The sequence below is a fragment of the uncultured Rhodospira sp. genome (genome assembly GCF_937138205.1).
In the GTDB taxonomy this organism is placed as follows: Bacteria; Pseudomonadota; Alphaproteobacteria; order Rhodospirillales; family Rhodospirillaceae; genus Rhodospira.
On sequence record NZ_CAKZOT010000090.1, the window covers coordinates 1 to 14444 of the forward strand.

The window sequence follows — 14444 nt, forward strand, 5'->3', positions numbered from 1 at the left end:
CCGGGGGCGAGCCGAGGGATCTCCCGCGCCGGCACCGCGCCCGGCGAATGGGGAGGAGTCAAGACTTCGGGCGCCCGGTATGAGACCGCGCGACGGGTTCGCCAAAGGCCGGCACGGCCCGACCCGAACCGTTCCGCACACACCGTTCCGCACACACCGTTCCGCACACAAAGGCAGCACCAGAAACAAGACCGCGACCATGCGGTCGTCTGGTCGCGGCAGAGAGTGTGCGTTCGTCTGAAGGATTGTGCGCCGTTCTAGCTGGGCTTGCGGCCGAGGCCGATCTTCTTCGCAAATTCCGACCGCTGGGCGGCGTAGTTGGGCGCCACCATCGGATAGTCCGCCGCCAAGCCCCACTTGGCCCGGTACTCGTCCGGCGTCATGTTGTAGTTGGTGCGAAGGTGCCGCTTCAGCATCTTCAGCTTTTTCCCGTCTTCCAGGCAGACAATGTAGTCTGGGAAGACTGACTTCTTGATAGGAACGGCAGGTTTCTGTGTCTCGCTCTTCACTTCGGCGGGCGTCTGGCCGAGACCGTTCAGCGAGGAGTGCACCGTCTGGATCAGTTCCGGAATCTGCCCGGCAGGCAACGGGTTGTTGCCCACATAAGCGGTGACGATATTCACCGCCAACCGCAGCATGTCCTCCCGGGGCAGAGGGGTGTTGGTGTCTTCCGTCATGCTTGCATCTCTTTCTCTATGTTGGTTTGCGGACCGCTTCCCCGCAGTGCCCTCCCGCTCGTGGCCCGGGCCTATACAGGGTCGTGTTGTTCAGGTGCAACCGCATTCAGAACGATCCGATTGCGTTTTCGCAACGCTGTAATATTCAATACTATACTCTTCGGTGCCAGACAATAATGAATGCGCGTGGTCGTCCGTCGAAAATCCCACGTGCCGGGCCAACGCGTGGTGCCCTTTAAACCTCTATAGGGAGATCATGATCGAGGCTTTTCAACAAAAAGGCCCTATTCCGCGCTGTTTGTTGGCCCGTTTTCGGCGACTCGGTATTCGATCCGGCGCGGTTTTGCGGGGGTCCTGGAATTTCAAGCGGACATGGTATGTGTTGTAACGCGCGGGTCCGGCGCCGGCGGTCGGTCCGGTGCCGGGGCGATCCGGGTCTGTCTGGCCGCATGACACGAATTGTGTGGCGTTGGCAAGTCCGGCCGAGATGTGGTAGCAAGCAGGACCTGACCGACTCGCCGGTCCTGTCGGTGCACGGGGCGCGAGCAGGGGCCGGCCGGATGCCGATCAAAGACAACGAGACGAAAGGAAGGAGACGGGCCGTGACGGATGCCATTGCCCTGGCTTCGGATCACGGGGCCATCGATCTGCGGGCGCAACTGCGCGAGCACGTGACGGCGCGCGGCCTGGAGGCGGTGGACCTGGGAACGCACGGGCCTGACTCCGTGGACTATCCTGATTTCGCGGCCGCGCTGGCGAAATCCATCCAAGAGGGGCGGGCCGCGCGCGGCATCCTGCTGTGCGGCACGGGAATTGGCGCGTCGATCGCCATCAACCGCTATCCGTTCATTCGCGCCGCCCTGGTCCACGATGTGACCGGGGCGCGCCTGTGCCGCGAACACAACGACGCCAACGTGCTGGTGCTCGGCGGCCGCACGACCGGCCCCGAGGTGGCGCGGCAATGCGTCGACGCGTTCCTTGATGTTGGGTTCGAGGGCGGGCGCCACGTCCGCCGGGTCGAGAAACTGGGCGCCATGCCGGCGGTGTAAGCGGGCCGTGCCAAGCCGGCGCCGCGTGCCCGGGGCGCCGTGGCGATGCTGGGCTTGGCCATCTGTTCGGCCGCCGTCGCCGCCGCGGCTCCCGATCACTTGTTTTGGATAGGATCATTCATGGACTCCATGACCTCTGAGATCGAGACCTTCTTTTCCGCTGGACTGGCCGACGCCGACCCCGATGTATCGGGGGCCGTGGACCGCGAACTGGGCCGGCAGCGCGAACAGATTGAACTGATCGCGTCAGAGAACATCGTGTCGCGCGCGGTGCTGGAGGCAGCCGGGACCGTGCTGACCAACAAGTACGCCGAGGGCTATCCGGGTCGGCGCTACTATGGCGGCTGCGAGTTCGTGGACGAGGCCGAGGCGCTGGCCATCGAGCGGGCCAAGGCCCTGTTCGGCTGTTCGTTCGCCAACGTGCAGCCGCACTCGGGCGCTCAGGCCAACGGCGCGGTCATGCTGGCGCTGTGCAAGCCGGGCGACACCATCCTGGGGATGTCGCTGGCGGCTGGCGGCCACCTGACCCACGGCGCCGCGCCGGCCATGTCCGGCAAGTGGTTCAACGCGGTTCAGTACGGCGTGCGCCGCCAGGACGCGCGCGTCGACTTCGACCAGGTCGAGGCGTTGGCCCGCGAACACAAGCCGGGCCTGATCATCGCCGGTGGATCGGCCTATCCGCGCGAGATCGACTTCGCCCGGTTCCGCCAGATCGCCGATTCGGTCGGCGCGCTGCTGATGGTCGACATGGCGCACTTCGCCGGCTTGGTGGCGGCGAAGGTGCATCCCAGCCCGCTGCCGTATGCCGATGTGGTGACCACCACCACGCACAAGACGCTGCGGGGGCCGCGCGGCGGCCTGATCCTGTCCAACGACGAGGCGCTGGGCAAGAAGATCAACTCCGCCGTGTTCCCCGGCCTGCAGGGTGGCCCGCTGATGCACATCATCGCCGCCAAGGCGGTGGCGCTCGGCGAGGCCCTGCGGCCGTCCTTCGCCGAATACGGCCGGCGGGTGAAGGAGAACGCCCGCGTTCTGGGCGAAACGCTGATGGGCCATGGGCTCGACCTTGTCTCCGGCGGCACCGACACGCACCTCATGCTGGTGGACCTGCGGCCGAAGGGCTTGACCGGAACCGTCGCGGAACAGGGGCTCGAACGGGCCGGCATCACCTGCAACAAGAACGGCATTCCCTTCGATCCGGAGAAGCCGACGGTGACATCCGGGATTCGGCTGGGCACGCCGGCGGCGACCACGCGCGGGTTCGGCCCCGATGAGTTCAAGCTGGTGGGCGACCTGATCGCCGAGGTTCTTGACGGGCTGGCCGCCCATCCCGAGGACAACAGTGCCATTGAAACGGCAGTGGGCGAACGCGTGCGGGCGCTGTGCGCGCGCTTTCCCATCTACTGAGTGAGACACGCATCGGGGGGTAGGGCAGGCGAGGGAGGACACGGGACATGCGGTGCCCGTTCTGCGGACACATGGATACCCAGGTGAAGGACTCGCGTCCGACGGAGGATGGCGCCGCCATCCGCCGGCGCCGCTTTTGTCCCTCCTGTCAGTCGCGGTTCACCACGTTCGAGCGCGTGCAACTGCGCGATCTGGTGATCATCAAGAAGAACGGGCAACGCGCGCCGTTCGATCGCGACAAGCTGGCCCGATCGATCCAGATCGCCTGTCGCAAACGACCCATCGACAGCGACCGCATCGAACGCGTGGTCAACGCCATCCAGCGTCGCCTGGAAAGCTCGGGCGAGACGGAAATCCCGTCCAACACGGTGGGCGAGATGGTGATGGACGCCCTGGCCACGCTCGACCCGGTGGCCTACGTGCGGTTCGCGTCGGTGTACCGGAACTTCCGCGAGGCGAAGGACTTCGAAAGCTTCGTTGGCAAGCTGGGCGGCGATGACGTCTGAGGGCACGGGGGGCGACGCCGCCCCGCCGTTCAGTCGCGATGACCACGACCACATGGGGGCGGCGCTGGCCCTGGCCGGGCGCGGTCTCGGGCGGACGTGGCCCAACCCAACCGTCGGCTGCGTCCTTGTGCGTGATGGTGTGGTGGTCGGACGCGGCTGGACCCAGCCGGGCGGGCGCCCACACGCCGAGACCGAGGCCCTGCGGCGGGCCGGTCCGGCGGCCCGGGGCGCCACCGCCTACGTGACGCTGGAGCCCTGTTCCCACCACGGCAAGACCCCGCCCTGCGCCGATGCGCTGGCCGCCGCCGGGGTGTCGCGGGTCGTGGCGGCGTTGGAGGACCCCGACCCGCGTGTCTCGGGGCGCGGCCTTGCCCGCCTGCGGGACTCGGGCGTGACCGTCGACCTGGGCCTGCGTGCCGACGAAGCGGCCGAGGTCAACGCCGGCTTTCTCACGCGCCTCCACAGCGGCCGGCCGCTGGTCACCGTCAAGGCGGCGGCGACCCTGGACGGACGCATCGCCACCGCTAGCGGCGAAAGCCGGTGGATCACCGGGCCGCGCGCCCGGGCGCTTGGGCACCGGTTGCGGGCCGAGCATGATGCGATCGCCGTGGGCATCGGCACGGCGCTGGCCGATGACCCGCTGCTGGATTGCCGCTTGCCCGGCGTGGAGGACCGCTCGCCCGTGCGGGTGGTGTTCGACAGCCAACTTCGGCTGCCTCTGGGCGGGCGGCTTGTTGCCTCGGCGCGCTCGGTGCCGCTGTGGGTGCTGTGCACGTTGGCCGCCGACCCCACCCGGCGGGCGGCGTTGGAAGGCGAGGGGGCCCGGGTCGTGCCGGTGGCGGCCGACCGCGACGGCCGGGTGGACCTTTGCGCGGCCCTGACCGCGCTTGGGACGGAAGGGCTGACGCGGCTGCTGGTCGAGGGGGGCGGACAGGTGATGGGCGCCCTGTTGGGGGCGGACGCGGTGGACCGACTGGCCTGGTTCGCGGCGCCGCGCGTGCTGGGCGACGACGGCCGCCCCGCCGTGGCCGGCTTCGGGGTTGACCGGCTCGCCGATTGCCCCGATTTTGCGCCCCTGGAGCGGGTGGCGCTCGGCCCGGATACCCTGGTGCTGGCCCGGCGGGTGCAGCGCGACGCGCGCCCTGGCGGTGACATCCAAGACTTGTGAAGGCGACGATTCCCATGTTCACCGGCATCATCACCGACCTGGGCCGCGTGCGGCGCATCGACCGATCGGGCGAGGCCCGTTTCGAGATCGAGACGGCGTACGACATCGGCACCATAGACCTCGGTGCCTCCATCGCCTGCAATGGCTGCTGTCTCACGGTGATCGAGACCGGATCGGACTGGTGCGCCGTTCAGGTCTCGGGCGAGACCCTGTCCAAGACCACGCTGGGTCGCTGGGTCGAGGGTACGCCCGTGAACCTGGAACGGGCGCTGGCCCTGGGCGCCGAACTGGGCGGGCACATCGTCTCGGGCCATGTGGACGGCGTCGCCACGGTGATCGAGCGGCATCCCGAGGGGGACTCCACCCGCTTCGTGTTCGAGGTTCCCGAGGACCTGAAGGGCTACATCGCCGGCAAGGGTTCGGTGGCCCTGGACGGCGTGTCGCTGACCGTCAATGAGGTCGAGGACCGGCGCTTCGGCGTCAACATCATTCCCCACACCCTGGCCGTCACCACCTTCGGCGGATTGACCGTCGGTGATGCGGTGAACCTGGAGATCGACATGCTGGCCCGGTATGTGGCGCGCCTCCTGGACACGCGGGAGTAGCGGCCGTGGACGCGAACGAGGAGGCGGCCACCACGCGCGTCGGGTTCCGGGAGTTTCTCGCGGCCCCCGAGGAGATCCTGGAGGACGCCCGCAACGGGCGCATGTTCATCCTGGTCGACGACGAGGACCGGGAGAACGAAGGCGATCTGGTCATCCCGGCGCAGATGGCCACGCCCGATGCCATCAATTTCATGGCCAAGTACGGGCGCGGGCTGATCTGTCTGGCCATGACCGGCGACCGCTGCCATGAACTCGGCCTGCCGCTGATGCCGCAACAGAACAGCAGCCGCCACGGCACGGCCTTCACCTATTCCATCGAGGCCAAGGAGGGCGTGACGACCGGCATTTCCGCGTCCGACCGCGCCCACACCATTGCCGTGGCCATTGATCCGTCAAAGGGCAAGCACGACATCGCCACGCCCGGGCATGTCTTTCCGTTGATGGCGCGGGAGGGCGGCATCCTCGTGCGCGCGGGGCATACCGAGGCCGCCGTCGATGTCGCCCGCCTGGCCGGCCTGATCCCCGCCGGCGTGATTTGCGAGATCATGAACGACGACGGCTCGATGGCGCGCCTGCCGGATCTGGTCGCCTTCGCGCAGATGCACGGCCTGAAGGTCGGTACGATTGCCGACCTGATCGCCCACCGGCGGCGGACGGAACGGATCGTGCGCCGCGAGATCGAAACCGACTTCCATTCGGACTACGGCGGCGACTGGCGCCTTGTGGTGTACGTCAACACCGTCGCCTATGCGGAACATCTGGCCCTGGTGAAGGGCCGGATCGACCCCACCCAGCCGGTTCTGGTGCGGGTGCACGCGTTGAACGTACTGGACGACGTGCTGCACGATTCCGACAGCGGCAAGGGCGAGACCCTGCACACCGCCATGGAGGCCATCGGCGCGCACGGCTCCGGCATCATCGTGCTGATCCGCGAGCCGCACCACGCGGCGCTGAGCAACCGCGTCCGCGCCAAGCTGGACGGTGGGCCGGAAGCCGGGCGGCTCGTGGACTATGGCGTGGGGGCCCAGATCCTGCTGGATCTGGGGGTGCGGGACATGATTCTGCTCTCCAATACGCATCGGACCATCATTGCCCTTGACGGCTATGGTCTGCGCGTGGTTGAGCAAAGATCGATTCCCGGTGTGGGAGGGACCTGATCATGCCAGAAGGCGCCCGGATCCTGATTATCGAGGCCCGGTTCTACGAGGACATCACCGACAACCTGGTGCGCGGCTGCGTGCAGGAGTTGACCGCGCGCGGGGCCGGATACAAACGGGTCATCGTCCCGGGCATCCTGGAGATTCCGGCGGTCATCCGCTATGCGGTGCGGACCATGGAATTCCGGGCGACGGACCACCGGTATTCGGGCTACGTCGTGCTGGGCTGCGCCATCAAGGGCGAGACGGACCACTACGAGCACGTGTGCCGCGAGGCGATGGGCGGGGTCAGCCGGCTGGTGATTGATTACTCGTTGGCGCTCGGCAACGCGATCCTGGCCTGTCCGACGCGCGAGTTGGCGTTGGAGCGGTCCCGCCCCGACGGCAAGAACCTGGGCGGCAAGGCCGCCCGCACCTGCCTGCGCATGATCGAGGTCAAGCGCGAGATGGGGTTGTAGGCGGGCGTTCGCCCCCGCCCATCAATGGGATCACACGAACCGATGTCGCACAGCGCCCGGCGTCGCAGCGCCGCCCGGTTGGCCGCCGTTCAGGCCCTGTATGCCGTCTCGGTCGGGGACGTCCGGATCGACGACGTGCTGCGCGAGGTGCTGGAGGGCCGCCTGGGCGGGGAGGCCCTGGCCGACATCCCCGACCCGGAGGGCCTGTTCGAGCCCCGGGAGCAGGCCATGCCGCTGGCACCCGTTGACACGGGGCTGCTGACGCGGCTCGGCCGGGGTGCCCACGCTCACCTCGCGGACCTTGACCGCACCATCGACGCCAGCCTGAGCGGCGATTGGAGCGCCGGGCGCCTGGAAACGCTGGTGCGCGCCATTCTGCGCGTGGCCGTGTTCGAACTGGTGCACCTCGACGATATCCCACCCCGTGTGACCATCACCGAATACGTCGACCTGGCCAGCGCCTTTTATGACGGTCCGGAGGTACGGCTGGTCAACGCGGTGCTCGATCGCATCGCGCGGGAGGTTGATCCCGACGCGTTCGCCGCCGGCTGAGCCGGCGGACAACGGGAGACACGCACGCATGGTCCGGCGGGATGAGTTCGATCTGATCTCGGGTGTGTTCGCACCACTGGCCCGGCGCCATCCGGCGGCGCTGAACCTGGCCGACGACGCGGCCGTGCTGCCGCCGCCACCGGACGGGCAGCATACCGTCGTCAGTGTCGATACGGTCGTTGCCGGCGTCCACTTCCTGCAGGCGGACCCGGCCGACCTGGTCGCCCGCAAGGCGCTGCGGGTGAACCTGTCCGACATGGCGGCCATGGGCGCGGAGCCCGTGGGCGTATTCCTGTCGATGGCCCTGTCTCCGGCCGAGGATGACGCCTGGTTGGACCGCTTCATCGCCGGCCTCGACGCGGATCTTGGAACCTACGGGATCGGACTGCTGGGGGGCGACACGGTGTCGACGCCGGGTCCCGCCTGCTTCACGGTGACCATTCTGGGGCATGTGCCGCCCGATGCGTACCTGTCGCGGGGCGGCGGGACGGTGGGCGATGATGTGTGGGTGTCGGGGACCCTGGGCGATGGCGCGTTGGGGCTAAAACTGCTGACGGGCGCCTTGCGCATGGAAGAGCCCGACATGGCGGCGTTCCTGGCCGACCGCTATCGGGTGCCGCGTCCCCGGGTGGACCTGGGCCTTGCCCTGCGGCGTGTCGCGAGCGCGGCCCTCGATATCTCGGATGGGTTGGTGGCGGACCTGGGGCATATGTGCCTGGCCAGCGGCTGTGGCGCGCGCGTGGACGCGGCGCGTGTGCCGTTGTCAGACGCCGCGCGGCGGTGCCTCGGTGACGATCCCACGTGGCGCGACCTCCCCCTGACCGGCGGCGACGACTACGAATTGGTGTTCGCGGCGCCGCCGGGTCGTGCCGCGTCGGTGCAAGAGATTGGGGTGCGCCTCGGCCTGCCGTTGACACGGATCGGTTGCCTTGTGGCCGGCCAGGGAGTCACTCTGGTGTCGGAAGACGGAACCCCGCGCCCCTTGGGCACGGCGGGGTGGCGGCATCATTGGTAGCGTGACAGGGCGCGCGCCCGGGTCGGACGGGGACGCGCGCGAAAGGACGGGTCGCTCATGATTAAGATACTGATCATCGTCTGTGGGCTGGTACTGGTGCTGGGCGGTGGTGTCGGGGCCTTGACGGTGTTCCAGGTGATCCCGGACGTGCTGGGTGTGCGCGCGCTCATGGCCGGGTTGATGGGGCAGGCGCCCGCGCCGGACACGGGCGAGGCCCAGCCGCCGCCGCCGGTGGTGATTGGCGAGGAACCGCAGTTCATGGCCTTTCCGCAGCTTGCGGTGCCGGTCATCAGCGGCGGGGTGGCGCGAGCACATCTGGTTCTCGGCCTGCGCTTTCACATTCACGAGAACGCGCGGTCCGAGATCAATAGCCGGATGCCCGAACTGACCGATGCGTATCTGACGGGCTTGATGCGGGAGGTGCCGGACCTGATGGGGCCGGACGGCCGAGTCGATCTGCCAGCTGTCAAGGCCAAGGTGAATGGCCTGACGACCCGGGTGCTCGGGCCGGACGTGGTGCACGATGTGCTGATCGATATCGCCTATGTGCGGTGACCGCCGGGCCGGTACGCTGTGACTGGCCGCCACGGCGAGGCTCGACGCCGAAAAGCCCTGATCAAAAATGCGGATAAGCGGGTCTTGCGTTGCCTGAACCGGGGTCTTCTGGCAGGCTGCCGTCCCGTAAAAACACTATAACGAACCGGGAAAACGCCGGTGGGCGTGGGATGCGGAGATCGTCGCGGGGACTCGCGGGTCGTTCGGGACTCGAGCCCAGGACCCGGATGGGCGGTCAAACTCTCTAGTGAAGGACGCAATCCAAGATGTTGATCGTACTCTACATTTTCGTCATCGCGTGCGGCCTGGCGGCGCTCGTGTATGGCGTCAGGACGGTGCGGGAGATCCTCGCCGCCGACAGCGGCACCGACGAGATGCGGCGGATCGCGGGGGCCGTGCAGGAGGGGGCACAGGCCTATCTGCGACGACAGTACCTGACCATCGCCGGAGTCGGGATTGTCGTGTTCGTGATTCTGATGTTCGTTCTGGACCTGTCCGTGGCCATCGGGTTCGCGCTCGGCGCCATCTGTTCGGGCGTGGCCGGTTTCGTCGGTATGCTCGTCTCCGTGCGCGCGAACGTGCGCACCGCCGAGGGCGCCCGACAGGGGCTGGCCCGTGGCCTTGACATCGCCTTCAAGAGCGGCGCGGTGACCGGTATGCTGGTGGCTGGCTTGGCGTTGCTGGCCGTGGTCGTCTACTATGTGATCCTTCAGATGGCCGGTGCCGAGGGGCGCGGCCTGATTGATCCGCTGGTGGCGCTCGGCTTCGGGGCCTCGTTGATCTCCATCTTCGCCCGTCTCGGCGGCGGCATCTTCACCAAGGGCGCGGATGTGGGCGCCGACCTGGTGGGCAAGGTCGAGGCCGGCATTCCCGAGGACGATCCGCGCAACCCGGCTGTGATCGCCGACAACGTGGGCGACAACGTCGGCGACTGCGCCGGCATGGCGGCCGACCTGTTCGAGACCTACGCCGTGACCGTGGTGGCCACCATGGTTCTGGCGTCCATCTTCTTCATGGGCACCGACTGGCAGTCCACCATGATGGCCTATCCGCTGGCCATTGGTGGCGTGTGCATTCTGGCGTCGATCGCCGGCACCTATTTCGTCAAGCTGAAGGAAGGCTCGACCAAGATCATGGGGGCGCTGTATCGCGGCTTCCTGATGTCGGCGCTGTTCTCGCTGGGCGGCATCTTCCTGATGACGATTCTGCTGTTGGGCTTCGGCAACGAATGGACGGTGGGTGGCAGCACTTTCGGGCCGTTCAGCCTGTTCCTGTGCGCGGTGATCGGCCTGCTGGTGACCGGGCTCATCATCTGGGTGACCGAGTACTACACGGCGACGGAATTCCGCCCGGTGCGGTCGGTCGCCAAGGCCTCGCTGACGGGGCACGCGACCAATGTGATCCAGGGCCTGGCGATCTCCATGGAGGCCACCGCTCTGCCGGCGATCATCATCTGCGCGGCCATCATCTCCACCTACATGCTGGCCGGCCTGTTCGGCATCGCCATTTCGGTGACCGCGATGCTTGCCCTGGCGGGCATGGTCGTGGCGCTCGACGCCTATGGTCCGGTGACCGATAACGCCGGCGGTATCGCCGAGATGGCGGAACTGGACGAGAACGTGCGCAAGACCACGGACCTGCTGGACGCGGTCGGCAACACCACCAAGGCGGTGACCAAGGGCTATGCCATCGGCTCGGCCGGGCTGGGCGCCCTGGTGCTGTTCGCCGCCTACACCTCCGATCTGGCCTACTTCACGGCCAACCCGGCTGACTATCCGATGTTCGAGGGGATCGAGGTCAACTTCTCGCTGTCCAATCCCTATGTCGTCGTCGGCCTGTTCGTCGGCGGGCTGCTGCCGTTCCTGTTCGGCGCCATGGGCATGACCGCCGTGGGCCGCGCCGCCGGTTCCGTCGTCAACGAGGTGCGGCGTCAGTTCAAGGAAATCCCCGGCATCATGGACCGCACGGCCAAGCCCGAGTACGGCCGTTGCGTGGACATGCTGACCAAGGCGGCCATCTGGGAGATGATCATTCCCTCGATGCTGCCGGTGCTGTCGCCGATCGTGCTGTTCTTTATCATCCAGGCGATCGCCGGTCCGTCGGCCGCGTTCTCGGCCCTGGGGGCGATGCTGCTGGGCGTGATCGTCACGGGTCTGTTCGTGGCCATCTCGATGACCTCGGGCGGTGGCGCCTGGGACAACGCCAAGAAGTACATCGAGGACGGCAACCACGGCGGCAAGGGCTCCGAGGCGCACAAGGCGGCGGTGACCGGCGATACCGTGGGTGATCCGTACAAGGACACCGCCGGCCCGGCGGTGAACCCGATGATCAAGATCACCAACATCGTCGCGCTGCTGCTGCTGGCCGTGATGGCCCACAGCGTGTGACGGTCTGATGGCTTGGTTCGGGCGGCGTTCCGTGTGAAGCCGCCCGGCCACGCATGAAAAACGGCGCGCCGGGGGCGACCCGACGCGCCGTTTTCATTCGGCTCTACCTGCCGATCCGTCCAGTGCGGATCGTTCAAAGGACGCTTTGTATGTCCGTCCGGGAGAAGGGGCGTTGAGCACGATGGCCATCAGGGCCGACGTATCCACCGCGATCATTCCGGAAGGCCGTCATCGCCGTACAGGAAGTCCTGGCTCCGGGCCGCGCTGGCGCCGGGGCTGGCCTTGGCGGCGGCATGAGCGCGTACCGTGTCTAGCAGCGCCTTGCGAGTCGCGCGGTTCGGTTTCGCGCTCACCGGCACAAGGCGCACGGCCGGGTGACCATGACGGGTCAGGATGATCTCGTCTCCAGCCTCGGCGCGCCGGACCAAGTCGGTCAACTGGCCCTTGGCGTCTGTCACCGACACCTGCATCGGACGCTCCTGGTTCGGCCAAGTGCTCGTAAACCAACGCGGACGAGAATAGACCATGAAATGGTCCATCTCAAGCTGCGGGACAACCAAGACCAAAACATGCGGCCCCTTCCACATCCCGGATTGTCCGGGGTGCTGTGGGGCCGCATGTCCCGAACAGCGACGAGGTGGTCGGGGATCGACCACCTCATCCGCGGCGTCCTTACATCGCCTCGGGCTCGAACACCTTCTCGGAGACGAACTGGCCGTTCTCGATCACCCACAGCTCGAAGGTGCCGGCCACGTCGCCGTTGGAGTCGAAGTTTTGCGAGCCGGCGGCGCCCTCGTAGTCGATGTCCGTGCCGGCGTTCAGCAGTTCGACGGCCTTGGCGTATTTGCCCGGGCCGACCTTCTCGCCGGGCGGGTTGGCGACGTCGCGCAGGGCGTCGCGCACGGCCTCCGGATCGGTCGACCCGGCCTTCACGGCGGCCAGGGACAGCAGATACACGGCGTCATAGGCGGTGTCGTGATAGGGCTTGTCGGACTCGGCGCCGTACTCGGCCATCCAGGCTTCCGCGAAGTGCTTGCCGCCATCGCTCTCCAGCGCCTTGGCCGTGGTGCCGAAGGTGCCGTTCAGGTACTGGGCGCCCAGCGCGTCAACCAGCTCGGGGGCCTTGAGGCCGTCGGTGAAGATGAACTGGCTGAAGGTGCCGCCTTCCAGCGCCTGACGCAGGATGGTCTGGCCGCTTTCCGGATAGGCGATCAGCACCAGGTGGCTGGCGTCGCCGTCCGCCGCGTTCTGCAACTCGCCACGGTAGGACGACTGGTTCTTCTCAAAGCCGACCGACTGGGTCACGGTGCCGCCCATTTGCTCGAACGCGCTTTCGAAGGAGTCGGCCAGGCCCTTACCGTAGTCGTTGTTGACGTACATGATGGCGGCGGTGTCGATGCCGCGCTCCTTCGTCACCTGCGCCAGCGCCACGCCCTGGCCGGCGTCGGACGGTACGGTGCGGAACAGGAAGTCGTTGTCCTCCAGATTGGTGATCACCGGCGAGGTGGAGGCGCCGGAGATCTGCGGCACGCCGACCACGGCGGAGACCGACTGGGCGATGGGGATCGTGACGCCGGAGGACAGGGCGCCGACCATGCCGCTGACCTTCTCGACCGAGACCAGCTTCTGGGCCGCGTCCACGCCGGACTGCGGGGCGGTCTGGGTGTCGCCGACGACGATGGTGATGTCGCCGCCGGCGGCATTGATTTCCTTCTCCGCCAGGCGGACGCCGTTCAGGGTGGTTTGGCCATAGGCCTGCAGGTCGCCGGTCATCGGGATGATGGCCCCGATCTTCATCTCCTGCGCCTGGGCGGCGGAGCCGAGGGCGATGGCGGTCGCCGTGGCAAGGCCGGCGATGGTGAACGTACGCGTCGTCATGATGGTCTTTCCCCCAAAATGGTGGAGTGGTGTGATTGGTGTTTTGGGCGCCGCGTGGTCCCGGGGCGCGCCCGGATCGATATGGTGCGCGCCCGCAGAATAGGAAAGCGTCGCGTATCCTGGCAATGCCGGAACGATCGTTCGCGAGGCGTCATCAGGACGAACCATCATGGCGTTTCCAGGGCGATCGTGCGGGCTCGGTGCGGGCTTCCTTCCGGATCGGGGGGCGGATAGAGTGCGGGGCGGGTCGTCCTCGCGCGGTCCCGCGAGGGGCGGCTGTCATGCTCAACATGATTGGTCCAGACACCGGAGTTCCCCATGGCAGGCAGCGTCAACAAGGTCATTCTCATCGGCAACCTGGGCCGCGATCCCGAGTGCCGCACGTTCCAGAACGGGGGCAAGGTCGCCAACCTGAACGTCGCCACCACCGATTCGTGGAAGGATCGCCAGACTGGGGAGAAGCGCGAGCGGACGGAATGGCACCGCGTGGCGGTGTTCGGCCCGCTGGCCGATATCTGCGAACGCTACCTGCGCAAGGGATCGAAGGTGTACCTCTGCGGTTCTCTACAGACCCGCAAGTGGCAGGACCAGTCGGGCCAGGATCGCTACACGACCGAGGTGGTGCTGCAAGGCCCCGGCGCCGAGATGACCATGCTGGACCCGCCGCGCGGCGGCGGGGGCGGTGGCATGAGCAACGGCGGGGCAGGGGGCGGCTACGACCCCGGGCCGCCCGATGGCGGCGGGTACGGCGGTGGCGGTGGAGGCTGGGACTCCAGCCCGGCGCCCGGCCCCGGCCGTGGTGGCGGCGATCCGGAGGACGATATTCCGTTTTGAGGGCCACGATTGGGTCGGGACCATGAGGCTTCTGTGGATCGCAGGACCCAGACGGCGTTCCGATCGCGGTGATCGCGGCGGATCGAGCGGACCAAGCCAGGGCCGGTCACGGAGTTGCCGGCATCGTGGCAATTGTGGTTGCTGTTTGGTTGTCCCTGGGGCATGGTGCACGCTTCTTTCCTCTCTTTCCCCGCCG

General features: G+C 67.5%; 15 protein-coding genes. 12 read left to right on the forward strand and 3 right to left on the reverse strand.

Annotated elements, in window-relative coordinates:
- Positions 1-257 precede the first annotated feature (257 nt).
- Positions 258-677 (reverse strand): MucR family transcriptional regulator, encoded by a 420-nt coding sequence (locus Q0309_RS12875; protein ID WP_299441626.1) that lies wholly within the window; start codon positions 675-677, stop codon positions 258-260.
- 560 nt (positions 678-1237) lie between these two features.
- Here Q0309_RS12875 and rpiB point away from each other — a divergent pair.
- The 11 genes from rpiB to Q0309_RS12930 all read left to right on the forward strand — a co-directional run bounded on the left by rpiB (position 1238) and on the right by Q0309_RS12930 (position 11536).
- Positions 1238-1726, forward strand: a complete 489-nt coding sequence (gene rpiB, locus Q0309_RS12880; protein WP_299441629.1) for a ribose 5-phosphate isomerase B — start codon at positions 1238-1240, stop codon at positions 1724-1726.
- 129 nt (positions 1727-1855) lie between these two features.
- Positions 1856-3133, forward strand: a complete 1278-nt coding sequence (gene glyA / locus Q0309_RS12885) for a serine hydroxymethyltransferase (RefSeq protein WP_299441748.1) — start codon at positions 1856-1858, stop codon at positions 3131-3133.
- Between the two features lie 47 nt (positions 3134-3180).
- Positions 3181-3639, forward strand: a complete 459-nt coding sequence (nrdR, locus tag Q0309_RS12890; protein WP_299441632.1) for a transcriptional regulator NrdR — start codon at positions 3181-3183, stop codon at positions 3637-3639.
- The gene (gene ribD, locus Q0309_RS12895) at positions 3629-4807 is read left to right on the forward strand and encodes a bifunctional diaminohydroxyphosphoribosylaminopyrimidine deaminase/5-amino-6-(5-phosphoribosylamino)uracil reductase RibD (RefSeq protein ID WP_299441635.1); all 1179 of its coding nucleotides are present in this window, start codon (positions 3629-3631) and stop codon (positions 4805-4807) included. Before nrdR ends, ribD begins: the two co-directional genes overlap by 11 nt.
- 14 nt (positions 4808-4821) lie before the next feature.
- On the forward strand, positions 4822-5412 hold the full coding sequence (locus Q0309_RS12900) for a riboflavin synthase (protein ID WP_299441638.1): 591 nt from the start codon (positions 4822-4824) through the stop codon (positions 5410-5412).
- Between the two features lie 5 nt (positions 5413-5417).
- Positions 5418-6569, forward strand: a complete 1152-nt coding sequence (gene ribB / locus Q0309_RS12905) for a 3,4-dihydroxy-2-butanone-4-phosphate synthase (protein ID WP_299441641.1) — start codon at positions 5418-5420, stop codon at positions 6567-6569.
- Positions 6570-6571: 2 nt separating this feature from the next.
- Positions 6572-7027, forward strand: a complete 456-nt coding sequence (locus tag Q0309_RS12910; protein WP_299441644.1) for a 6,7-dimethyl-8-ribityllumazine synthase — start codon at positions 6572-6574, stop codon at positions 7025-7027.
- 42 nt (positions 7028-7069) lie between these two features.
- Positions 7070-7579 carry a transcription antitermination factor NusB gene (nusB, locus tag Q0309_RS12915; protein ID WP_299441647.1) on the forward strand — a complete coding sequence of 170 codons (510 nt, stop codon included), beginning with the start codon at positions 7070-7072 and terminating at the stop codon, positions 7577-7579.
- Between the two features lie 28 nt (positions 7580-7607).
- Complete coding sequence (gene thiL / locus Q0309_RS12920) at positions 7608-8594, forward strand: thiamine-phosphate kinase (protein ID WP_299441650.1); 987 nt, start codon at positions 7608-7610, stop codon at positions 8592-8594.
- 57 nt (positions 8595-8651) lie between these two features.
- Positions 8652-9149 carry a hypothetical protein gene (locus tag Q0309_RS12925; RefSeq protein ID WP_299441653.1) on the forward strand — a complete coding sequence of 166 codons (498 nt, stop codon included), beginning with the start codon at positions 8652-8654 and terminating at the stop codon, positions 9147-9149.
- A 266-nt stretch (positions 9150-9415) separates the two neighbouring features.
- Positions 9416-11536: a sodium-translocating pyrophosphatase gene (locus Q0309_RS12930; protein ID WP_299441656.1), complete on the forward strand. Its 2121-nt coding sequence runs from the start codon at positions 9416-9418 to the stop codon at positions 11534-11536.
- A 212-nt stretch (positions 11537-11748) separates the two neighbouring features.
- On the opposite strand, the gene Q0309_RS12935 is transcribed toward Q0309_RS12930, so the two are convergent.
- Positions 11749-12006 carry a type II toxin-antitoxin system Phd/YefM family antitoxin gene (locus tag Q0309_RS12935; protein ID WP_299441659.1) on the reverse strand — a complete coding sequence of 86 codons (258 nt, stop codon included), beginning with the start codon at positions 12004-12006 and terminating at the stop codon, positions 11749-11751.
- 202 nt (positions 12007-12208) lie between these two features.
- Entirely contained in the window at positions 12209-13414 is a 1206-nt protein-coding gene (locus Q0309_RS12940; RefSeq protein ID WP_299441662.1) for an ABC transporter substrate-binding protein, read from the reverse strand.
- Between the two features lie 318 nt (positions 13415-13732).
- On the opposite strand from Q0309_RS12940, the gene ssb reads away from it, so the two are divergent.
- Positions 13733-14248: a single-stranded DNA-binding protein gene (ssb, locus tag Q0309_RS12945; protein ID WP_299441665.1), complete on the forward strand. Its 516-nt coding sequence runs from the start codon at positions 13733-13735 to the stop codon at positions 14246-14248.
- Positions 14249-14444 lie beyond the last annotated feature (196 nt).

Excerpts from the sequence above, each read along its gene's own strand:
- Q0309_RS12875 (WP_299441626.1), bottom strand. The coding sequence starts at position 677 with ATGACGGAAGACACCAACACCCCTCTGCCCCGGGAGGACATGCTGCGG.
- rpiB (WP_299441629.1), top strand. The coding sequence starts at position 1,238 with ATGCCGATCAAAGACAACGAGACGAAAGGAAGGAGACGGGCCGTGACG.
- glyA (WP_299441748.1), top strand. The coding sequence starts at position 1,856 with ATGACCTCTGAGATCGAGACCTTCTTTTCCGCTGGACTGGCCGACGCC.
- nrdR (WP_299441632.1), top strand. The coding sequence starts at position 3,181 with ATGCGGTGCCCGTTCTGCGGACACATGGATACCCAGGTGAAGGACTCG.
- ribD (WP_299441635.1), top strand. The coding sequence starts at position 3,629 with ATGACGTCTGAGGGCACGGGGGGCGACGCCGCCCCGCCGTTCAGTCGC.
- Q0309_RS12900 (WP_299441638.1), top strand. The coding sequence starts at position 4,822 with ATGTTCACCGGCATCATCACCGACCTGGGCCGCGTGCGGCGCATCGAC.
- Q0309_RS12910 (WP_299441644.1), top strand. The coding sequence starts at position 6,572 with ATGCCAGAAGGCGCCCGGATCCTGATTATCGAGGCCCGGTTCTACGAG.
- nusB (WP_299441647.1), top strand. The coding sequence starts at position 7,070 with ATGTCGCACAGCGCCCGGCGTCGCAGCGCCGCCCGGTTGGCCGCCGTT.
- thiL (WP_299441650.1), top strand. The coding sequence starts at position 7,608 with ATGGTCCGGCGGGATGAGTTCGATCTGATCTCGGGTGTGTTCGCACCA.
- Q0309_RS12925 (WP_299441653.1), top strand. The coding sequence starts at position 8,652 with ATGATTAAGATACTGATCATCGTCTGTGGGCTGGTACTGGTGCTGGGC.
- Q0309_RS12930 (WP_299441656.1), top strand. The coding sequence starts at position 9,416 with ATGTTGATCGTACTCTACATTTTCGTCATCGCGTGCGGCCTGGCGGCG.
- Q0309_RS12935 (WP_299441659.1), bottom strand. The coding sequence starts at position 12,006 with ATGCAGGTGTCGGTGACAGACGCCAAGGGCCAGTTGACCGACTTGGTC.
- Q0309_RS12940 (WP_299441662.1), bottom strand. The coding sequence starts at position 13,414 with ATGACGACGCGTACGTTCACCATCGCCGGCCTTGCCACGGCGACCGCC.
- ssb (WP_299441665.1), top strand. The coding sequence starts at position 13,733 with ATGGCAGGCAGCGTCAACAAGGTCATTCTCATCGGCAACCTGGGCCGC.